19 protein-coding genes are annotated in these 22177 nt (G+C 61.4%); 2 read left to right on the top strand and 17 right to left on the bottom strand.

The features are described from left to right. Nucleotides 1-6: 6 nt before the first annotated feature. Both AB7951_RS10455 and AB7951_RS10450 read right to left on the bottom strand, forming a co-directional pair. Nucleotides 7-3174, bottom strand: coding sequence for an efflux RND transporter permease subunit (locus AB7951_RS10455; protein WP_120292134.1), 3168 nt, complete (start codon nt 3172-3174; stop codon nt 7-9). After that, nucleotides 3171-4319, bottom strand: coding sequence for an efflux RND transporter periplasmic adaptor subunit (locus AB7951_RS10450; protein WP_439061700.1), 1149 nt, complete (start codon nt 4317-4319; stop codon nt 3171-3173). Before AB7951_RS10450 ends, AB7951_RS10455 begins: the two co-directional genes overlap by 4 nt. Before the next feature lie 388 nt (nt 4320-4707). On the opposite strand from AB7951_RS10450, the gene AB7951_RS10445 reads away from it, so the two are divergent. Next, nucleotides 4708-6009 (top strand): hemolysin family protein, encoded by a 1302-nt coding sequence (locus AB7951_RS10445; protein ID WP_120292132.1) that lies wholly within the window; start codon nt 4708-4710, stop codon nt 6007-6009. 29 nt (nt 6010-6038) lie between these two features. On the opposite strand, the gene AB7951_RS10440 is transcribed toward AB7951_RS10445, so the two are convergent. Further along, entirely contained in the window at nt 6039-7520 is a 1482-nt protein-coding gene (locus tag AB7951_RS10440) for an MmgE/PrpD family protein (protein ID WP_120292130.1), read from the bottom strand. A 146-nt stretch (nt 7521-7666) separates the two neighbouring features. Then, nucleotides 7667-9142, bottom strand: coding sequence for an MmgE/PrpD family protein (locus AB7951_RS10435; RefSeq protein ID WP_120292128.1), 1476 nt, complete (start codon nt 9140-9142; stop codon nt 7667-7669). A gap of 424 nt (nt 9143-9566) precedes the next feature. Between AB7951_RS10435 and AB7951_RS10430 the strand changes: the two genes are divergently transcribed. After that, the gene (locus tag AB7951_RS10430; protein WP_120292126.1) at nt 9567-10535 is read left to right on the top strand and encodes an amidohydrolase family protein; all 969 of its coding nucleotides are present in this window, start codon (nt 9567-9569) and stop codon (nt 10533-10535) included. Between the two features lie 175 nt (nt 10536-10710). On the opposite strand, the gene arsC is transcribed toward AB7951_RS10430, so the two are convergent. The 13 genes from arsC to lepB all read right to left on the bottom strand — a co-directional run bounded on the left by arsC (nt 10711) and on the right by lepB (nt 21914). Then, nucleotides 10711-11058 (bottom strand): arsenate reductase (glutaredoxin), encoded by a 348-nt coding sequence (gene arsC, locus AB7951_RS10425; protein WP_120292124.1) that lies wholly within the window; start codon nt 11056-11058, stop codon nt 10711-10713. A gap of 11 nt (nt 11059-11069) precedes the next feature. Beyond that, the gene (gene parC, locus AB7951_RS10420) at nt 11070-13328 is read right to left on the bottom strand and encodes a DNA topoisomerase IV subunit A (RefSeq protein WP_120292122.1); all 2259 of its coding nucleotides are present in this window, start codon (nt 13326-13328) and stop codon (nt 11070-11072) included. 179 nt (nt 13329-13507) lie between these two features. Continuing rightward, nucleotides 13508-13810, bottom strand: coding sequence for a copper-binding protein (locus tag AB7951_RS10415; protein ID WP_093761412.1), 303 nt, complete (start codon nt 13808-13810; stop codon nt 13508-13510). A 40-nt stretch (nt 13811-13850) separates the two neighbouring features. After that, nucleotides 13851-14312, bottom strand: a complete 462-nt coding sequence (locus tag AB7951_RS10410) for a cupredoxin family protein (RefSeq protein ID WP_439061702.1) — start codon at nt 14310-14312, stop codon at nt 13851-13853. A 52-nt stretch (nt 14313-14364) separates the two neighbouring features. Beyond that, nucleotides 14365-15750 (bottom strand): copper oxidase, encoded by a 1386-nt coding sequence (locus AB7951_RS10405; RefSeq protein WP_120292513.1) that lies wholly within the window; start codon nt 15748-15750, stop codon nt 14365-14367. Nucleotides 15751-15763: 13 nt separating this feature from the next. After that, the gene (locus tag AB7951_RS10400; RefSeq protein ID WP_120292120.1) at nt 15764-17224 is read right to left on the bottom strand and encodes a TolC family protein; all 1461 of its coding nucleotides are present in this window, start codon (nt 17222-17224) and stop codon (nt 15764-15766) included. 9 nt (nt 17225-17233) lie between these two features. Then, nucleotides 17234-17527 (bottom strand): hypothetical protein, encoded by a 294-nt coding sequence (locus AB7951_RS10395; RefSeq protein WP_120292118.1) that lies wholly within the window; start codon nt 17525-17527, stop codon nt 17234-17236. A gap of 77 nt (nt 17528-17604) precedes the next feature. After that, on the bottom strand, nt 17605-18093 hold the full coding sequence (locus AB7951_RS10390) for a hypothetical protein (RefSeq protein ID WP_439061703.1): 489 nt from the start codon (nt 18091-18093) through the stop codon (nt 17605-17607). Between the two features lie 81 nt (nt 18094-18174). After that, entirely contained in the window at nt 18175-18924 is a 750-nt protein-coding gene (gene recO, locus AB7951_RS10385; protein ID WP_089263820.1) for a DNA repair protein RecO, read from the bottom strand. Between the two features lie 44 nt (nt 18925-18968). Further along, a complete protein-coding gene (locus AB7951_RS10380; protein WP_120292114.1) occupies nt 18969-19361 on the bottom strand; it encodes a hypothetical protein in 393 nt (130 codons plus the stop codon). Between the two features lie 33 nt (nt 19362-19394). Then, entirely contained in the window at nt 19395-20348 is a 954-nt protein-coding gene (gene era, locus AB7951_RS10375; RefSeq protein WP_120292112.1) for a GTPase Era, read from the bottom strand. After that, nucleotides 20338-21159 (bottom strand): ribonuclease III, encoded by an 822-nt coding sequence (gene rnc, locus AB7951_RS10370; protein WP_089263817.1) that lies wholly within the window; start codon nt 21157-21159, stop codon nt 20338-20340. Before rnc ends, era begins: the two co-directional genes overlap by 11 nt. Then, nucleotides 21156-21914 (bottom strand): signal peptidase I, encoded by a 759-nt coding sequence (gene lepB, locus AB7951_RS10365; RefSeq protein ID WP_089264616.1) that lies wholly within the window; start codon nt 21912-21914, stop codon nt 21156-21158. Before lepB ends, rnc begins: the two co-directional genes overlap by 4 nt. Between the last annotated feature and the right edge of the window lie 263 nt (nt 21915-22177).

The raw sequence follows: 22177 nt of genomic DNA, 5'->3' as shown, positions 1-22177 counted from the left end.
CGCGCTTTAACCATGCGCGCCTTGCCCCTTGGCGTGGATCTCGACGGAGCCGGGGAACAGACGCCGGATCAGGATGTAGAAGACCGGCGTGAAAACGAGGCCGAAGATCGTGACGCCGATCATGCCGAAGAACACCGCGACACCAACGGCCTGACGCATCTCCGAGCCTGAGCCCGACGAGATCACAAGTGGCAGCACGCCGAGAATGAAGGCAAAGGACGTCATCAGGATCGGGCGGATACGCAAACGGCAGGCCTCGATCACGGCTTCGAGCTGATCGCGGCCTTCCTGCTCGATGTCGCGGGCAAACTCGACGATCAGGATCGCATTCTTTGCCGCCAAGCCGACCAGCACGACGAAACCGATCTGGGTGAGGATGTTGATGTCCTGCCCCATGATGCGTACGCCGATGGTGGCCGCGAGCAGGCACATCGGCACGATCAGGATGATCGTGAACGGCAATGTCCAGCTGCCATATTGCGCGGCCAGCACCAGGAACACGAACAGCACGCAGATCGGGAAAATATAGAGACCGGCCTTGGCGCCGGTCGATTGCTGATAGGACAGATCGGTCCACTCGAATGCGAAGCCGCTCGGCAGCGTGTCGTCCGCGAGCTTCTTCATGGTCGCCAGCGCTGTGGCCGAGCTGGTGCCCGGCAGCGTGTCGCCCTGCAGTTCCGAGGAGGGATACAGATTGTAACGCGCGACGCGGTCCGGACCTGCCGTGTCGCTGAAATTCACGACACTGCCCAGCATCACCATATTGCCGGCGCTGTTGCGGGTCTGCAGCCGCGCCAGATCCGCCGTTTCCTTGCGGAACGGATAATCGGCCTGCGCCGTGACATGATAGGTACGGCCGAGAATGTTGAAGTCGTTGACATAGGTCGAGCCGAAATAGGTCTCGATCGCCTCGGTCACATTCTGCATGGGCACGCCCAGCATCTGCGCCTTCTGGCGGTCGATATCGACGAACACCTGCGGCGTGTTGGCGGAGAACGGCGAGAACACCGACGTCAGGCCGGGCGCACGGCGCGCGGCATTGACGAGCTCATCGGTCGCCGCGGCCAGCAGCTGCGGCCCCCTGCCCTGACGATCCTCGATCCGCATGGCGAAACCACCGCCGGTGCCGATACCCGGCACCGCGGGTGGCGGCAGCACGATGATGAAAGCGCCTTCGATCACCGAGAGGCGCTTGCGCAATTCAGCCGTGATGGCTCCCGCGCTCAGCCCCTTCTTGGCGCGCTCCTCGGGATTCTCGAACACGGGGAACATGGCGGCCGCATTGCCGGCTTGGGTGAAGGTCGCACCGGACAGGCCGGCCAGCGCCGGCATGCGCGCGACACCGGGCGTATCCAGCACGATGCCTTCGATCTGCTTGACGATCGCCGTCGTGCGCGCAAGCGACGAGGCACCGGGCAATTGCGCGACCACGATGACGTAGCCACGGTCCTGGGCTGGAATGAAGCCCTGCGGCGTAGCGTAAAGTAGCCAGCCGGCGGAGCCGATCAGGGCGACATACAGGATCAGCATCAGCGCCGAATGCTTGATGACGAAGCCTGCGAGGCCGCCATAGGCATGCGACAGGCGGTCGAAACCGCGATTGAACACGCCGGTAAACGCCGCCCATCCTCGTGCCAGAAAATTCCAGCTCGCCGGCGGCTTCTTCTCGTGATGCGGCTGCAGGATCAGCGATGCCAGTGCCGGCGACAGCGTCAGCGAACAGAAGCATGAGATCGCCGTTGCGACCGCAATCGTGATAGCGAATTGCTGGAAGAACTGCCCGGAGATGCCGCCGAGAAATGCCGTGGGCACGAACACCGCACACAGCACCAGCGCGATCGAGATCAGCGCGCCGCCGACCTCGTCCATGGTCAGCAGTGCCGCGTCACGCCGGCTCATGCCGTCGCCGAGATGGCGCTCGACATTTTCCACCACCACGATGGCGTCGTCGACGACAATGCCGACCGCGAGCACAAGCCCGAACAGAGTAAGGTTGTTGATCGAGAAGCCCAGCGCGGCCATCACAGCGAATGTGCCGACCAGCGACACCGGAATGGCGATGATGGGAATGATCGCCGGTCGCCAGCCCTGCAGGAACACCAGCACGACGATGACCACCAACACCATAGCTTCATAGATAGTCTTGATCAGCTCCGAGACAGACTGTGCGATGAATTCGGTCGGGTTGTAGCCGATATTGTAGTCCAGCCCCTTCGGAAAATCGGCCTTGAGCTTCTTCATCTCCTCTTCGATGTTCTTCGCGGTCGCCAACGCGTTGGAACCCGGACGCTGATAGACCAGCATGGCCACCGCTTCCTTGCGCAACAGGAAGCCGTTGGTGGTCGACGACAGCGCGCCTATCTCGACGCGCGCGACATCGCGGAGACGCACCAGACGGCCATCGTCGCCGGCTTTCAGTACGATGTCCTCGAACTGCCGCGGCTCCTTCAGACGACCGGTGAAGGTCAGGTTAGGCTGAAACGCGCGATCTGCAATCGGCGGCTCGGCGACCTGGCCGCCCGCAATCTGCAAATTCTGCGCGCGGATGGCAGTCAGCACGTCGCCTGCGGTCATGCCCAGCGTGGCAATCTTGTCAGGATCCAGCCACAGCCGCATCGAATAATCGCGCGCGCCGAAGATGGTAATGTCGCCGATGCCATCGAGGCGCAGGAGCGGATCGCGGACCTGACGCAGCGCGTAATTCGAAATGTAGAGCTGGTCGTAAGTGTCGTTAGGCGACAGCATGAACACGACCATCATCAGGTCGGGACTGTTCTTGCGGGTGACGACGCCGTTGCGCTGGACCTCCTCCGGCAGCCGCGGCTGCGCGATGGCCACGCGGTTCTGCACCAGCACCTGGGCTTTATCCAGATCGGTGCCGAGCTTGAAAGTCACGGTGATGTTGAGCTGGCCGTTCGAGGTGGCCTGGCTGTAGATATACAGCATATCCTCAACGCCGTTGATCTCCTGTTCGATCGGCGTCGCCACGGTGTCCGACACTGTCTGTGCCGATGCGCCGGGATATTGCGTGGTCACGACCACGGTCGGCGGCGCCACCTGCGGATATTCCGCAACCGGCAAGGTCGTGTAAGCAAGCGCGCCGACGATCAGCAGCACGATGGAGAGCACCATCGCCAGGATGGGCCGGTTGACGGAGAGGCTGCCCAGATTCATGGCTTTGTGCCAGCTGCTGGTGCGGGCGTCGCGGCCGCCATCTTCGGCGCCACCTTGGCGCCCACACGGGCGCGCTGAATCCCGTCGACGATTACCCGATCGTCGGGTTTGAGCCCTTCCCTGATCACCCGCAATCCGCCATCCAGCGGCCCGAGTGTCACAGGCCGCGCTTCCACCGTGTCATCGGCTTTCACCACCATCACGATCTTGCGTGATTGGTCGTTGGCGACCGCAGCATCAGGAATCAACAGCGCTTCATATTCGCCGCTGGCAATGACCCGGACCCGGGCGAACTGGCCAGGCAGGATGGAGAGATCCTTGTTGTCGACAATGGCACGACCGCGCAGTGTGCCCGTACCGACGTCGAGCCGGTTGTCGAGGAAATCCATCTTGCCCTCGTGCGACGGCTTGGTTTCGCCGACCAGCGTGATCTGCACGGGATTGGGCGTATCGCGCGAGCTCGGCCGCTTGCCCTCAAACCACAGCTTGCTGTTACGGACGTAAGTGGCTTCATCGGTGTCGAAATAGACGTAGATGGGGCTCAGCGACACGATCGAGGTCAGCAGCGTCGCGCCACTCTCGCTGCCTTGCACCAGGTTGCCGACTGTCACGAGATGACGGCTGACGCGGCCGGCGATCGGCGCGACGACCTTGGTATATTCGACATTGAGTTGAGCTTGCTTCAGTGCACCTTCGGCCTGCAGCGTCGCTGCCTGCGCGGCAGCTATTGCCTGGCTGCGTTGATCGACGATATTTTCGGAGATCGCCTGGGTCTTGATCAGCGTGGTGGCGCGCTCCAGCTCCTTCTCCGCCAGCACGACCTTGGCCTTGGCATCGTCGAGCTGGCCCTGCGCCTGCTCTGCTGCAGCCTGATACTGGCGCGGATCGATTTCGTACAGCAGATCGCCGGCCTTGACGACGGCACCATCCGTGAAAGCAACCTTGGTAACGAAGCCGGTTACGCGGGCGCGTATCTGCACCTGTTCGATCGCATCGAAGCGGCCGGTGAATTCATCCCAATCGGTCGTGACCTTCTTGGTGGGATTGGCGACCGTGACCGATGGCGGCGGAGGTGCAGCGGCCTCTTCCTTCTTGCCGCAGCCGGCGAGCAGGAGAAGAGCCACAACAGGCGTTACGACCGACAAACACGACGCAAAGGCATTTCCAACGTCATATGATCGCGACAAACTGATTGAATGTTTCAAAACCAGACCCCCGCCACGACACGCGATATGGCCGTCATCATGCGCTATATCAATTCGACATCAAGCGAAATAATTGATGCCCGAATGGGCTGCTATCCTGCGGCCATTGTCTTGCCACATCCACGCGACGCCTCGCGTCATACCGACGTTATAATAACGTCCTGCTGCGGGACGCGCGCGCGTGCAAGGCGTCGGTTCGGGGGGAGCGACCTATGGGCGCACCGAGGAATTCAACCCGCCCGGCGGAGTGTCGCAACGCCACTTGCCACCATGGCGCGAGATAAGCGGATCGACTATAATACCTGCCCATCATCCAAAAGGATTGAGCGTGTTATCTCTCGAACTCGGGATCGTTGCGGTCCTGATCGTCGTCAACGGCCTGCTCGCAATGTCTGAGCTGGCGATCGTATCCTCCCGCCCTGCCCGCCTCGCCGCCTTGGTTGAAAAAGGTGTGACAGGCTCTCGCCGCGCTCTGGCGCTGGCCTCCGATCCCGGCAAGTTCCTCTCCACCGTGCAGATCGGCATCACGCTGATCGGCGTATTGTCGGGCGCCTTCTCCGGTGCGACGCTGGGCCAGCGTCTCACGATATTGTTGCTTGACCTTGGCGTATCGAAAGGCCTCGCCGATACGCTCGGCGTCGGCATCGTCGTATCGGTCATTACTTACGCTTCGCTGATCATCGGCGAACTCGTGCCGAAGCAGATCGCGTTGCGCGATCCCGAGGCCGTAGCCGTGCGCGTTGCGCCCGCCATGGTGCTGCTCGCAAAAATCTCGCTGCCGCTGGTGTGGCTGCTCGATCGTTCCGGCAAGGCGATCCTGTTTCTACTTGGGCAGCGCGGTGAAGCCGAGGAGAAGGTCAGCGAAGACGAAATCCGCACGCTCGTGACCGAAGCGGAAACCGCCGGCGTGCTTGAGCCCGGCGAAAAGGAAATGATCGCAGGCGTGATGCGCCTCGGCGACCTGCCCGTCGGCGCCGTGATGACACCGCGCCATGAAGTGGCGATGATCGATCTTGCCGATCCCATCGAGACCATCCAGGCCGAACTCGCGGGCAGCTCGCATTCGCGCTTTGCGGTGTTCGATGGCGACGGCGATTCCGCCATCGGCATCGTTCAGGCCAAGGATCTGCTCGATGTGTATTTGAGCGGCAAGACGCCGGACATCCGCGCGCTGGTGCGCGAGGCTCCGGTCATTCCCGACACGGTCGATGCGCGCGACGTGGTGGCGATCCTGCGTGACTCGCCATTCCATATCGGCCTCGTGCATGATGAATACGGCGTGTTCCAGGGGGTGGTGACATCAGCGGATATTCTGGAGTCGATTGTCGGCGCCTTTCACACCGAGGAAGGCCCGGCCGAGGTCGCCTTCCACAAACGCGAGGACGGCTCCTACCTCATCTCCGGCTGGATGCCCGCGGTGGAGTTCGCCGCCCTGCTCGGCATCGACTTGCCCGCGCAGTCGCGCCCCTATCAGACCTTTGCAGGATTTCTGTTGCAGGAGTTCGGCAAGATTCCCGAGGTCGGCGACGAGATCGTCTCGCATGCCTGGCGGTTCGAGGTCATGGACCTCGACGGCCGCCGCATCGACAAGGTGCTGGCGAGCCGCGTCAAGGAAGAGGCGCTGGGGTAAATTGATCCCAGCGCTTCGCGTATCGGGTATCAGGCCGTGAACAGTGGCCGCAGCGAGCGGATATCCTTGACCTTCTCCAGATTGTTGATCTGATCGATCAGCTTCTTCGCCTTTTCGGCCCCGAGAACCGGCGCGATCAAGTCACGGGTCTTCGCACTGACGGCGTCGGTGCTCAGCGGATTTTCCTTGGTGCCGGGCGGGAACTTGGTGAAGTGCTCGACCTTTTTCCCGTCCATCATCGTCACTTCGACGATGGCACCGCGCGGCGCGGCAGGGTCCATCAGAGCCTTGTCGCCGACCACGGTTACCTTGGCGCGCTGCTCAAGGATCTTGGAATCCTTCATCAGCGCCTGGTCATGGCTGTCGACGAACGACACGGCACCCTTGACAAGCGCGACCGCCACCAGATGCGGGCAGTTGACGTCGGGCATCGCGCTGGTGCCGACGATCCCTGTCGCATCGGTCGGGATCTTGACAAGGATGCTCTTCACATTGCCCGGCGTCAGGCCGTTCTGCTTGCGCAGGGTCAGGATGGCGTCGAGAGGCGATTGGATGGGATAGCCGACCGAGAATGTCTTGATCGCCGTTTCAGTGACGTAGAAGCGGCTGCCAAGACCAGCGAGCATCTCTTCCGGCTTCGGATCGGTGGACAGCGCAATGAAGAGATTATGCGTGCCATCCAGCACATCATGAACGCCGGTCAATCCGGCCTGAACCATGGTCACGGCGGTCAGGCCGTTGCGGGCGCCCATGCCCGCGAAGTCGAAAGCCTTCTCGACGTGATCCTCGTCCTTCACCCAGCTCCACAGACCAGCCACCTGCTGCGAGGAATAGGAGATCGCATAACGCATACCCTTCTCGTCCAGCCGAGCCAGCGACGCGGCTGCACCAAGAGAACCGAAGGTGGAACTCGTCCCTTCCGCGCTACGATGGCTGCCGCGCACGAGGTCAGGTCCGAGCGCCATCAACAGCCGGCAAGTGAGATCATATCCCAGCGTCACGGCCCGAATGAATTCGATGCCCGACCGGCCACCTTCCTTTTCCGCCATCGCCAGCGCGGACGGCACGACAGCGCTTCCCGGATGCGCCTTGGTGACCGGCTCGAAATCATCGGTCTCGTCCGCATGCGCGCACATGGCATTGGCCAGCGCGGCGTTGACGGCGGTAGTGCGGAAACTGGATCCGATCACCGACGCCTGCTGTTCGCCGCCGAGCCCGCGAACATATTTCAGGGCCATCTCGCCCGGATGCATCCGCGCACCGGAGACCATCGCGCCGAACGTATCGAGGATGCGGTGTTTGCATTCCGTCATCACCACATCAGGAAGCGCCTTGTCGCGCGCCGAGACCATGTAGCGCGCAAGACGCCCGGTGACATCCGCACCTGCCGCGGCGGCCTTCGCATCTGCCGCTGCAGCGTTGCGAATGATGGGCGGCGAAAGCGTCAATGCGGCGAGAGCACTGGCGGACTGAAGAACGCGACGGCGTGACGGCGTACGGCGCTGGGGCATGTGAACCTTTGACGATGAAGGTGGATTGGTTGACCAATTCGAGGCAACGACGCCTCACACGACGCATATTCCGGAACGCGGTATTCCGGTAGACGCACCTACGTCACTGCACCAATGACGTAAGCGTATGGATAAGACAAAATTTACTAAGCGCCTGACTTTGCGCCTGCCCGAGCGACGTCACCTGCGCTGGCCAGGCTTTCGATTTTCCAGCACAGCTCCATCACCTTTGCTGCCTGTTTGTGCGGCAGGATTCCTTCAGCGAGATCCTTGAACTTGCGTTCGAGATCGGCATCGCTCATGGGCTTCTCGAGGCTGCCAATGGCGTGCTCGATCCGCTTCTTGAGCACGCGCCCGTCATTCAACTCGACGGACATCTCAACCTGTTCCGGCTTGATCGATTGATCGACAGTCGGAACGACTTTGCCGCGCAATTCGATCGTCTTCGCGTCGCGCACCGCCCCATCGCTGAACTGCTTCTCGCCGCCGGCGCCTTCGATAAAGGCGATGGCAACCGCATGGTAGACGCTGAATTTTCCTTCGAGCCCCTCCCTGGGGGTCTTCTTGCCGGTAAGCTCGAGCACCAGCGGATGAACCTTCACGTCGACCTGCTTGATCATATCCGGCGTCAGCTTGTTCTCATTCCTGAGCTGGATCGCCGCGTCGATCAGCGGATGCAGGACGATGCCGCAGGCAAACGGCTTGTAGGTGTTGAGCGCTGACTCGTAACGCTTGCCGAGCCCCTCGGTGATCTCGGCATAGTCCTGCTTGGTGCTGATGGCATTGGCCCAGCCGCGCTTGGCCTCGATCATGCCATCTGAGCTGGTGTAATTCTTTGACGCAAGGATAGCGGCAAAGATGCCGTTGCTGGCAGCACGGCCGGGATTGAAGCTCTTGTTCATCGAACCGAAGGACTCCCGCAGGCCCACAGGCTGCGAGGCGGCGAGCCCCAGCGCCCAGATCATCTGCTGTTCGTTGAGACCGAGCAGCTTGCCAGCCGCGGCGGCCGAGCCAAATACGCCGGCGGTGCCGGTGATGTGCCAGCCAACGTCATAGTGGTTCGGATAAACGGCATTGCCGATCCGGCATTCGGTCTCGATACCGAGCACCAGCGCATTGAGGAAATCCTTGCCGGACACCGGCTTCATTTCCGCAATCGCCAGAATCGCAGATGCGACTGGACCAGCCGGATGAATGATCGTCTTCAGATGGGTGTCGTCATAATCGAAGATGTGACTTGAGACACCATTGATGAAAGCGGCGTTCATGATGTCGAAGCGTTCGTTGCGCCCGAACAGCGAGGCCTTCGCCGGACCGGAGAATGGCGCCAGCGCCGACGCCGCGATGCCCACCGTCTGATGATGCGAACCGCCAATGGCGACACCGGCCCAGTTCAACAGCGTGCGCACGCCTTCCTTGCGAACATTAACCGGAAGGTCATCGTATTTGGCATTGACGATGTAATGCGCGAGAATCTGCGTCACATGCGGCGGAGCAGATGCGACCTTCTTCGGCGCCTCACTGGCAGCTGGCTCTGCAGCCAAGGCACCACGCCCCGCTGCAGCCAGAGCCGGGAGCGCAGCAGCTGCCTGCAAGATGGTCCTGCGATTGGTGTACGCCATGGGATTTCCTCCGAACTATCATTCTTCGCACGATCGACGCGCCGCTTCGTCGGGCTGCGGCGATACGCCTATTACAATTCGATAGCAAGCAGTTCGAATTCAGGCGACCTTACGGATTTGCAATATATGCACGAGATAGCGCTATTATCGCGAATTTCTCATTTGTTTCATAAATTTACCCCCACTAGCTTTAATGCGGTCTGTTTCCGTTGCACGTCATGCGCGCTCTGGATTTCAACAAATAACTTTCAGGGTGAAAACGCTGCAGAGATTCATCGTCCGGCCATGAGCGCCGCTCGCATTCCCGCAGAGACATATATCGTTTCGACAGCCAACAAATTTGCAGGTGCCGCTCTACGGCGACACATGCATCGATGATTCACGTCTGGCGCATGCGCAGCGCATGCAGACGCAAGGAGACTAAATGCACCGACGTGACGTTCTGGCCGCGATGGCATCACTTGGCCTCACAAATGTGATTGGAAGCCGAATAGCGCAGGCTGCCGACGAACCCGCAATCCCCGCCATTGCAGGCCCCGATCTCAATACAATTCCTCCAAAATTCCGCGCGCCCGCCGGAAGCGTCGATACGCATACACACATCTTTGGCCCTGCCGCGGTGTATCCGTTCTCGCCCAAGCGCCCCTACTCGCCGCCTGACGCTCCGCTTGAGATGTTTCGCAAGCTGCATGAAGCGATCGGCGTCGAACGCGCCGTCATCGTCAATGCGACCGTCCATGGGTTTGACAACCGCGTGGTGATCGACGCGATCGCGCAGAGCGGCGGCAAGTACAGGGGCGTCGCCAATGTGAACAACAGCATGTCGGAAGCCGATCTCATGGCGCTCGACACAGGCGGCATCCGCGCCTGCCGCTTCGCCTTCCTCAAACGACTTGGCGGCGTCGGCGACATGAAGGTCTTCCGTACTTTGGTCGACCGCGTCGCCGCCATCGGCTGGCATGTGGACATTTATCTCGAAGCCGGCACAGTCCGTGAGTTCGTGCCGATCCTGAAAGCGCTCCCGGTGACCTGCGTGATCGATCACATGGGGACGATCAGCGCCGCCAAGGGCCTCGACGATCCCGAATTCAAGGCACTGCTCGATCTGCAGGCCAGCGACGATAAGTGCTGGATGAAAATTACAGGTCTCGAACGCGCCTCGGCTGGCGCAGCGCCATTCCACGACTCCGTGCCGTTCGCGAAGCAGTTGATCGACAATGCGCCGGACCGCGTGTTGTGGGGCACCGACTGGCCGCATCCGAATGTCAAGATCATGCCCAATGACGGCACGCTCGTGGATCTGATCCCGCTTTACGCGCCGGATCCTGCGGTTCAACGCAAACTGCTGGTGACCAACCCAGAGAAGCTGTTCAAGTTCGCGCCGGTGACGTAATTGCCGCGGCCCGTCTGGCGCCGAGATCTGCAGCCCTCATGGTGAGGGGCGCGCCCTTTGCGCTCGTCTCGAACCATGGACTCGTTGACACCAACCTTGCCGCCGTCCTTCGAAACGCCGCGCAAGAGCGCGGTTCCTCAGGATGGGGCCGTCGTTTGATCGGCGAGTTGGATCCCTAGAGCAGCTCCAGCACCACATCTGCCGGCCGGCACAATCGCGTGCCCTTCGGCGTCTCGACGATGGGTCGGTTCATCAGGATCGGATGCGCGATGATCGCGTCGATCAGTGCGTCATCGCCGAGCGTGGGATCAACAAGCCCAAGCTCGCCATAGACACTTTCCTTCTCACGTAACAGCGCCCGAACGCCTCCGCCCATGGCGCCGATGAGCGCAACCAGCCGGGCGGGATCCGGCGGCATCTTGAGATAGTCGATCACCACCGGCTCGATCCCACTCTGACGGATCATCGCGAGCGTATTGCGCGATGTCCCGCAGGAGGGATTGTGGAAGATGGTGACCGTCATAACGCGCGAGATTACTCGATCACCCGGCCGAACTTGTTCGACTTCGGCAGACCGGTCGCGAGACGGCCGGCGTCCGCACGGTTGCCGCGCCAGTCGGCCAATTCCTTCCAGGTCAGACGATGCTCGCGGTCGGACGAATCCTTCCAGGTCAGGCCTTCCTTGGCCACGAAAGTGGCGACATCCGACAGACCTGCGCTGGTGTACTTCTGCAAACGCACGCCGCGGCCACGCGCCATTTCGGGCACCTGGTCGAGCGGGAAGATCACCATCTTGTGGTTGGTGCCGATGACAGCGACCTGATCGCTGCCTTCCCCGACCACCGTCAGCGCCCGCGCCTCGTTCGGCATCTCGACATTCAGCACCTGCTTGCCCTTGCGGGTGGTGCCGACGCAGTCGTCCTCATTGACGAGGAAGCCCTGACCGTCATGGCTGGCAATCAGGAACTTGCGGCCGCCCTTGTGCACGAACATCGACACGATGGCGGCATCGCCCTCCATGTCGATGAACAGGCGGATCGGCTCGCCATGGCCGCGACCGCCCGGCAGCTTCGACACGTCGAGCGAATAGAACCGGCCATTGGTGGCCAGCAGCATCAGCTTCGAGGTGGTCTCGGCAAAGAACGCCTTGTCGAGCTTGTCGTCGGTCTTGAAGGTCAGGTTGGAGAGATCCGCAACCTGGCCCTTCAGCGTGCGGACCCAGCCCTTCTCGGAAATCACGACCGTGACGGGCTCGCGCTCGACCAGCGACTCTTCGAGGGCTGCGAGATCGTGCTCCGGCGCATCGGCGAACACCGTGCGGCGTTTGCCGAGCGGCGTCTTCGGCCCGAAGATGTCGCGCACCTTGCGGACCTGCTCGCCGACCTTGGCCCACTGCTCGGTCTCGGACTTCAGGATCGCGTTGATGCCCTTGAGCTCCGCGCGGAGCTCCTTGTCTTCTTTCCTGATCTCGAACTCTTCGAGCTTGCGCAGACTGCGCAGCCGCATGTTCAGGATCGACTCGGCCTGCAATTCGGTCAGGCTGAACGCCTTCATCAACGCCGGCTTCGGCTCATCCTCAGTGCGGATGATCCGAATGACTTCATCGATATTGAGATAGGCGATCAGGTAACCACCGAGCACTTCCAGGCGATGCTCGATCTGGTTCTTGCGGAAATTGGAGCGACGCAGCAGCACGTCGCGCAGATGATCTAGCCACTCGCGCAGACATTCGGCGAGACCGAGCACCTTGGGGATGCGGCCCTTGACCAGCACGTTGAGGTTCAGCGGAATCTTGCTTTCGAGCTCGGTGAGCTTGAACAGCGACTCCATCACCAGACCGGCATCGACATTGCGCGTCTTCGGCTCGATGACGACGCGGATGTCTTCGGCGGACTCGTCGCGGATGTCACCGATCAGCGGCAGCTTCTTGTCGTTCAAGAGCTCGGCGATCTTCTCGATCAGCCGCGACTTCTGCACCAGCCATGGAATCTCGGTGACGACGACATTCCAGGCGCCGCGGGCGCCCTCTTCTACATGCCACTTGGCGCGAGTGCGGAACGAACCGCGCCCGGTCATATAGGCCTCGGCGATGCTTTCCTTGGAATCGACGATGATGCCGCCGGTCGGGAAGTCCGGCCCCTTCACCCAGCGCATCAGCGATTTCGATTTGGCGTCGGGCTTGTCGATCAGATGCAGCGCGGCGTCGCAGAGTTCGGCGACATTGTGCGGCGGGATCGAGGTGGCCATGCCGACCGCGATGCCCTGCGCGCCATTGGCCAACAGGTTCGGGAAACCGCCCGGCAGCACGGCCGGCTCTTTGGTCTGGCCGTCGTAGTTCGGGCGCAGCTCGACCGCGTCTTCGTCGATCCCCTCGAGCAGCAACCGCGCGACATCGGTCATGCGCGCTTCGGTGTAACGATAGGCCGCCGCGCTATCGCCGTCGATATTGCCGAAATTGCCCTGGCCGTCGACCAGCGGATAGCGTGACGAGAAGTCCTGCGCGAGGCGCACCAACGCGTCATAGATCGACTGGTCGCCATGCGGATGGAACGAGCCCATCACGTCGCCGACGATCTTGGCGGATTTCTTGAACGGCGTACCCGGGTCGAGCCGCAGCAGGCGCATGCCATAGAGGATGCGGCGGTGAACCGGCTTCAAGCCGTCCCGCGCATCCGGCAGCGCCCGATGCATGATCGTTGACAGCGCATAAGCGAGATAGCGCTCCTCGAGCGCGTCCCGCAGTTGCACTTCGTGAATTTCAGCCGGCTCCGGCGGAATCAGTCTTTTTCCCATGGCGAGGGGTTAGCGCCTCCCGGCGAATCGGGCAAGAAATGAATCACGCGCCACCGATCAAGTTCCATCGATATCGGGGCGCCCTCGCCTCAGGAGAGGACGCCCACGTCATTTCGTCAGCCATTAGGCGATGGATAGATGGCGGTTCCAGGCTCAGCCTGGACGCCATCTTCCGGCGGCTATTTGGATTTCTGGATGGAGGTCACGACGATCTGACCATCGACGCGACCGGCATCGAACTTCACCTTGTCGCCCACCTTGACCGATTTCAGCATCGCCGGGTCTTTCACGCGAAAGACCATGGTCATGCCCTCGTCCATATCGAGGCTCTTGATCGGACCGTGCTTCAGAGTGATCTTGCCTGCCGCTTCATCGATCTTCTTCACTTCTCCGCGCACCGCAGCGTCCTGCGCATAACCCGCGACGCAGAACATTGAGAGCGCAACAAACGCGACAAGCGCGACAAATCCATTGGTCTTCATAGTGCAGTCCTTTGCGTGAGATTGAGCTGTTTGCATCGGGCTATTTCACGATGACCTTGCCGGTCATCCCCAATTCGCGATGCGTCGGGATCAGACATGAATATTCGAACGTCCCTGCCTTCGAGAACTTCCACAGGATTTCCCCGGACTTCTTGGCAGCGAGACGCAGGCCGTTGGGCTCGTCATGCTCCATATCGGGATTTTTCTTCATCGCTTCGCCGTGCTTCAGATTCTCTGCCGTGGTCGCCAGCAGGAATTCATGTGCTTCTGTCCCCGCGTTACGGATGACGAAGCGAATCTGCTCGCCGCGCTTGACCTCAATGACCGCAGGCGAATAATCCATCTCGTTCATGCTGACGACGATCTCCCGCGCCGGCTTCTTGGGATCGCCGGGTTCGCCAGCCGAATATCCTCCATGCTTGTCATGAGCTGCAGCAGCAGCCGCGTAAGCCATCGCGGCCAGCATGACGCCGCGACCAATGTACTTTCGAGTCTCGTTCATTTCAGTTTTCCGTGTTGATTGTTGTCTGTGATGACGATGTGCAGTCCTGGCCCTACATTCCCTTCATTTTCATGCCCTTCTTCATGTCCATCGGCTTCAGGCCCTGGCCTTTGATGGTTTTGTCCTTCACGCCCGTCTGTCGTGGCGCTTCGCTCTGCGGCGCCTCGATCTCATAGGCCACGGTGCCCTTCGGGAAATCATACGGGCCGGGGTCGCGGTAATCGTCGCGCGCGAGTCCGTCCCGCACCTTCATGACGCTGAACATGCCGCCCATCTCGATCGCACCGAACTGACCTGATCCCGTCATCATCGGCAGCGTGTTGTCAGGCATCGGCATCTCCATCTCGCCCATGGCACCGCCGGTGGACCCCATCACCATCGCGTCCGGCGCCAGCTTGCCGACTGCCTTCGCCAGATCCTTTTTGGAGACGCCGATCAGGTTTCTGACGTCGTGACCCATCGCATTCATGGTGTGATGCGACTTGTGGCAGTGGAACGCCCAATCACCGGGATTGTCGGCGACAAAGTCGAATGCCCGGATCGCGCCTACCGGCACGTCAGTGGTGACTTCCGGCCATTGCGCGCTGTCAGGCACCCATCCGCCATCGGTACAACTGACCGCAAACTTGTGCCCATGCAGATGGATCGGATGGTTGGTCATCGTGAGATTGCCGACCCGTATCCGCACGCGATCGCCGAGACGCACCGGCAACGGATCGATACCGGGAAAGACGCGACTGTTCCACGCCCACATATTGAAGTCGGTCATCTCGTTGACCTTCGGCAGATAGGTACCGGGATCGATGAGATAGCTGCTCATGATGAAGACGAAATCGCGATCGACGGGCCGGAAGCTGTTGTCGCGGGGATGCACAACCATCATCCCCATCATGCCCATCGCCATCTGGACCATCTCGTCCGAATGCGGGTGATACATGAACGTGCCGCTGTGCTTCATCTCGAATTCGTAGACGAAGGTCTTGCCGGGCTTGATATGTGGCTGGCTCAGGCCGCCGACGCCGTCCATGCCACTCGGCAGGATCACACCGTGCCAATGCACGGTGGTGTGCTCCGGCAGTTTGTTGGTAACGAAGATGCGAACCTTGTCGCCTTCGACAGCTTCGATCGTCGGCCCCGGCGACTGGCCGTTGTAGCCCCAGAGATATGCTTTCATGCCGTCCGCGAATTCGCGCTCGACGGGCTCGGCGACCAGATGGAATTCCTTCCAGTCGCCATTCATACGCCACGGCAATGTCCAGCCGTTGAGCGTAACCACCGGATTGTAGTCGGGCCCGCTCGGCGGATGCAGCGGTGGCTGCATCGTTACCTTGTCCATCATGGGCGCTTCGGGAATACTCGCCGCCTGGGCGCGGCCGGTCACCGCAGCCGCACTGGCAAGCACCGTGGCCGTGCCGAGAAAGTTTCGCCGGGACAACATGGTTTTCTCCATTTCAGTGCCCTCCTCCACTGGACGCCTGCGCGGCCGGCGCGGATCTTGTTTCGGATGATGGTTCGCTGCGGCCGCCGCCATTGATCGCGGTCTGCAGTTCCGACTGCGCGAGCCAGAAATTGCGTTTGGCTTCAATGGCTGCGCGCAAAGCTGCGATGCGTTGGCGGGCCTCGGTCAACAGCGCGAATACATCGACCTGCATGCTGCTGAAGCGCAATTGCATCTCGTCCGAGATGATCTTGCGCAGCGGCAACACCTCGCGCTGGTAGTGACCGGCGATATCGTAGGTCGAGCGATACACCCTGAAGGCATCGCGCGCTTCGGAGCGGATATTCACGGCCTTCTCGGTCAACAGGTTGAAGGCCTGGTTATAGGTCTCCGCCGCCTGTCGGACGCGCACTTCACCGCCGTCAAAGATCGGAATCTGAAATTGCACGTCGAAGCCGCGTTCGCGGAACGGCGTCCCCTCCGGATCACGCGTCTTACGGTCGATGCCGGCGACGTCGAGCAACGTCACGAACCGACTTGCTTCGGTGAGGTTCAGCGACTTGGCGAGAGCGGCGAGTTCAATGCGGGCGATCTGCAGGTCAATGCGGTGTGCAACGGCATCGACCTCGATGCGCGGCAACGACAGCGGCTGACGCGGCAGCACCGGCAACTTCTGGGGCAATCTGATGTCGGTGTCCCAGAGTCCGAGCAGACGGATCAAACGCTCGCGCGAACTCGTGGCCTCCTGGCGGAGCGTTGCGAGATCGGCGGTCGTCTCCGCGTAGAATACCTGCTCGCGGGCTTGGTCGAGCTTGTTCAGCGATCCGGTCTCGCCCAGCTTCTGCGCGAGTTTCGCTGTGGCTTCCGCCGTCGACTTGGCGTCCGTCAGCAGGCCGACAAGTTCGTTGGCAGCGACGGCGCGGCAGTAGGCGCGTCTGACGTCAGCGGCCAGCCGCAGCGTCTCCTCCGCGGCGCGCAATTGCGCCTTCTGGAATCGCTGACGGGCGATCTCGGAGCGGAACGGCAGTGTCGCCAGCGCGAGAATATCGCCGACGACCTGTCGCTCGATTTCCAACGCGCCGTTGCCGGAAATGCGCGAGATCGAGAATGTCGGATTGGGCGGCAGGCTGTCGCCGACCAGGTCAGTCTCAGCCAGCGCCAGTTCGTTATAGGCGGCCTGCAGCCCGCGATTACTGAGCAGTGCGATCTGGACCGCGCTGTCGACTGTCAGTGGCCGCCGCTGCAGGGCTTTGACGATTGCATCGGCACGTTGTGCGTCATCCGGCGTCCGGATCGCAATCACGTCCTTGTTGATGGTCTCGCTTGCGACCCCGGCGACGACGCCCATACCGCCATCAGGCGAGAACGATGCACATCCCGCCAGCAACAGCGTCGATAGCAGCGTAATGCCGGCTGCAGACCTTGAACCGAACTGGCGCGCATGCGTGCGCGACTTGTGATGCTTGTTGAACATGACGTGCCCCTACCGGCCAGATTTCGGCATAGGAGCGACACGGTCGTTCTGCTCGCGCCATGACGACGGGGCAACCGGCCGAAGGCTGCTGTAAGGAGCCACGGTGGAGCGATAACCGACACCAGCGACCTTGGTGCCGGGATCTGCCGGGTCGGCGCCGGCCAACGATGCGGTCACTGGCATGCAGCCACCGAGCGCCATACTGGCAGCGGTCATCGCTGCGAGGATTCCAAATCTGATATCGAATAGCTTCCCGACCACCGAACAAACGGCGGCGAGCTTCGCCCCAAGCTGCGCAAGCATGTTATTTTCCTGAAATGACGATGGATCACAGGTGCGCGTGCCCTTAGCGGGCACGGCACCGCGTCGATACGATCAGATCAGGAAATGGGAGGGCGGTAGAGCCGGGCGGGCGCACTGTCGGTGACCGCGCGATAGCCTTCGGTGACACGAAGGACCGTCGGCACCGAAGGGGTCACGATGTCAGTCAGCGGTGCCGGCAGTGCGGAAATACACATCAGGCCGCAGCATGGACCGTTCGGCGAATGCGGCACTTTGTGCGAACCGGAGGCATCGTCGATCGCCGTCAATGCGTGGTCGCCATCAGCATGTGCGGCTGCAGAGTGTGCGGCTGATGAGTGCGCGACAGAATGATCGTGCGCGTGACCATCCCCATGCATGTGCGCAGACGCGCTGCTATTAACATGAACCATGCCGGCCATATGACTTTCGCCAGTCAGGCACGGCGCGACCGGGTGCTGTCCCGGCAAGGCAAAGGAGATTGTCGGCGCCAGCACGCACAACAGATATGCCAGGGCGACGAACCACCCTGCTCTTAGTCGCTGCACTCTGGTCAGACGAACCAGCATCTGGATGCGATATCTTCCTATCAACCCGTCAATGCACGGAACATAGACGCGAATCCGGCATTCGCCAATGTCGAACTTGCCTCAGGACGATGAGATTCGCGCGAGGTGCCGCGTCACCGCGTTGATGAACCCTTCGCGGGCGTCGGAATGGCCCTGCCCGCGCGGTTCCAGCACGTTGCGGAGCAGAAAGCGGCCGGTCAGGTCGAAGCCGTCCTGCAGGTCGCGGTCGGAGATACTGTTTTGGCCGTCTTCACTCTCGCGCAGGAATGACGGCAGCCGCATCAGCCGGTCGCGATACGGTTCACCCGCCGTCCGGGACACTGCGTTGCCAGATTTGGGTGACACGTAAATCAGGTCAGAGGTCACGCCGGTGGCGGCGCAATTCTCCAGATCGAGGCCGAAGCCGAGTTCGGTCAGCATCGCCAGCTCAAACCGGATCACATGGAGCGCGGCTTCGCCGACATCATCGAAGTCATCCAGGATGCGCTCCAGCGTCTCGTAGATGTCTTCATGCGGATCGCGCTCCGGCAGCAACCGCGCCAGCGAGGCGAGATGGGTGATGCCGTAGACCGCATGGGACGAACCCAGCAGCGTCGCGGCACGCATCAACGTGCCTTCCATCAGGTAATAGCCGAGCTGTTCGTCCAGCCGCGCCCGCCATATCGCCTGCACGCTGTTGCCGGGCTGCAGCAGCGGTCGCATCTTTGACCCCGCACCACCGCGCACCAGGCCGAGATGACGACCATGGCTACGCGTCAGCAATTCGACGATGGCACTGGATTCGCCATGCCGCCGCACGCCCAGGATGATGCCTTCATCGGTCCATTCCATGGGGGCAGTTTACAGGAATTCGGCAGCCGCCGCAGTAAATGCGATCAGGCCTTGAACCAGGTTTTCGCGTCGCCAGTGAAAGCGCAATACAGCCCGAGCCCGGTCAGGATGCATGACACGATCTCGATCGCACTGTCGAACTGCAGTCCGTACAGGCCAAGCACCTGAAACAGCGACAATACCGAGAACGCCAGCGACACCACCAGCACCCAGCGCGGCCAGCCCTTGCGGTGATAGGCGGCGAGCCAGACGAGCCAGACGAAGAACAACAGCATGCAAGCGGCGACCAGATTTGCCGCCATGATGGTGCTCTCGGACATCGCAAGGTCAGGCGTGCGGTCCTGGAACGCGATCGACAGCGCGTCGAGGATCAGCGACATGTAGAGCAGGACTTCGAAATAGAAGACGTTCTTCGGAAGGTTGGCGGGAGCGGTCATCTTGTCGGCTGCACTTCCATCATCGCTCCTCGATCACTCGTGAGGAAATTCGAGGCCCATTTCGCGATAACGATTGGGATCGTCGCCCCAGTTTTCGCGCACCTTCACGAACAGGAACAGATGCACGGACGCGCCCACGATTTCGGTCAGCTCCCTGCGCGAGTCCGCACCGATCTGCTTGATCGTCGCACCGCCCTTGCCGAGCACGATCTTGCGCTGGCTTTCGCGCTCGACGAAAATCGTCTGCTCGATGCGGACCGACTTGTCCTTGCGCTCGGTCCAGCTATCGGTCTCCACCGTCGACTGGTACGGCAATTCCTGATGCAACTGACGAAAGATCTTCTCGCGGGTGATTTCCGCCGCGAGATGCCGCATCGGCGCGTCCGACATCTGGTCTTCGGGATAATGATACGGGCCGGCGGGAACATCAGCCGCGAGCCTGCGGCGCAGGTCGTCGACACCGTCACCGGTCATCGCCGAGATCATGAAGGTCTCTTCGAACTTCAGCCGCTCATTGGCCATCTGCGCCAGCTTCAGCAGCTTTTCCTTGGAGACGATATCGACCTTGTTGATCACGAGGATCTTCGGGTGATTGACGCTCGCAAGCTGCGCGAAGATCGCCTCGGCCTCTTCGTTGATGCCCGCCTTGGCATCGAGCAGCACGCAAACGACGTCGGCATCATGCGCACCGCTCCATGCCGTCTTGACCATCGCCCGGTCGAGGCGCCGCTTCGGCAGGAAGATGCCGGGCGTATCGACCAGAATGATCTGGGCGTGGTTCTCGATCACGATGCCGCGGATCAGTGCGCGGGTGGTCTGCACCTTGCGCGAGACGATGGTGACTTTGGAGCCGACCAGCGCATTGACCAGCGTCGACTTGCCGACATTGGGCGCACCGATCAGAGCGACAAAGCCGCAGCGGGTTTCAACGGGTGTCCCTTCGGACTCATGATCTGGTTCAGCATCGTTCACGACATCATCCTTCATTGCCGCCACTGCTGACGCCTTCACGCGCAATCATTGCCTGCGCCGCGGCCTTTTCGGCGGCGCGCTTGCTGCCGCCCTCGCCTTCGGCCGGTGCAAAACCCTTCACGTCCACCTCGATCTTGAAATGCGGATCGTGATGCGGACCGGATCGTTCGACCTCCCGATAGGCCGGTGTCGGCAGACCGCGGCCCTGGGCCCATTCCTGCAGCACCGTCTTGGGATCGCGCAGCGGACGGACCGGCTTGCGCATGCGCTCGGTCCAGTTGCGCTGCACGAAGCTTTCCGCAGCCGGATAGCCGCCATCGAGGAAGATCGCGCCGATCACGGCTTCGCAGATATCGCCGAGGACCGACTTGCGCAACCGCTGACCGGCGCCGGCGCCGACCGTGCCGAGCTTGATACCCTCGAGGAGACCCAACAGCCGTGCGACGTCGGCGCATGCTTCCTTGCGCACGAGGTCGGCGAGTCGCTTCGACAACTCGCCTTCATCCGCATTCGGGAAAGCACGAAACAACATGTCGGAGACCACGAGGCCGAGCACATGATCGCCCAGAAACTCAAGACGCTGGTAGCTCTCGGTCCGGCTGCGCTGCGACTTCAGGGCCGACACATGGGTGAAGGCTGTCGCCAGCAGCAGCGGATCCTTGAAGCTGTGGCCGATGCGCGTTTCGATCTCGGCTGCGGCGACCTTCGCCGCTGCGCGTGCCTTCTTCTTGCGGGCAGCCGCCGTCTCCGGCGTAGCCTCGGTCGTCGAGCTGACTTCGTCGGTTTTCGGCGCGGTCTCGATGGGATTGTTGGAGTCGTCGGTCATCGCACGATAGAGAAAATTCGATTCCAGCGTACGGCGGTCGGCCAGCGCCAGATCTGCCAAGCGTGTTCGCCTTCGGCGATCGAGAAGAAGATCATCTGCGCGCGACCGACGAGATTCTCGAACGGCACATAGCCGACGGCCGATAGCACGCGGCTGTCCGTCGAATTGTCGCGGTTGTCGCCCATCATGAAGAAGTTGCCGGGCGGCACGGTGTAGACATTGGTGTTGTCGTAGAAGCCGTTGTCGACGCAATCGAGTGTCTCATAGGTGACGTTATTGGGCAGCGTTTCCTTCCAGCGCTTGACGCGCGCCGTGGCGTCGGAACCGCACGGATCTTCGCCGACAAAGTCGCTCATACGCTCGCGCTGCACGGGCTTCTCGTTGATGTAGAGCAGCCCCTCTTTCATCTGGACGCGGTCACCGGGCAGACCGATCACGCGCTTGATGTAGTCGGTGGAGTCGTCCTTCGGCAGACGGAACACCACGACGTCACCGCGCGACGGCTCGGAACCGAAGACGCGGCCGGAGAAGATATTCGGCGACAGCGGGATCGAATAGTGGCTGTAGCCGTAGGAATATTTCGAGACGAACAGGTAATCGCCGACCAGAAGCGTGGCCTTCATCGAGCCCGACGGGATATTGAAGGGCTGGAACAGGAAGGTCCGGATCACCAGCGCGATCAGCAGTGCGTTGATGACAACACGGATGGTCTCGCCGACGCCGCTTTCAGTCTTGGTCCCGGATGTCACACTCATCGCTTTCCCGATTCCCGCAGCGTCGCCGCGCGGCTGGTAGCGCATTTTGGGGCAAGGCGGCGTCGCGCCTCGCACGAAAAATGCATTAGATTCATATAATTACGGCAAAGTCCTGCAAATGCCATGAGCGGCGTCAGCGAGAATTGGCGTCGGTTCGGTGTCCTCGCAGGTTTAAACGGTTGTTGGTAACGGTGCAATGAACCGCCCCGAAAAGCCGCTATTTCCCGCCAGTTTGACGTGCCGGCTTGTGATCGCACCGCTTC

Origin of the sequence: Tardiphaga sp. 285_C5_N1_2, assembly GCF_052076065.1 — a bacterium.
Classification (GTDB): domain Bacteria; phylum Pseudomonadota; class Alphaproteobacteria; order Rhizobiales; family Xanthobacteraceae; genus Tardiphaga; species Tardiphaga robiniae.
This window is presented reverse-complemented; position numbering and strand designations above follow the sequence as displayed.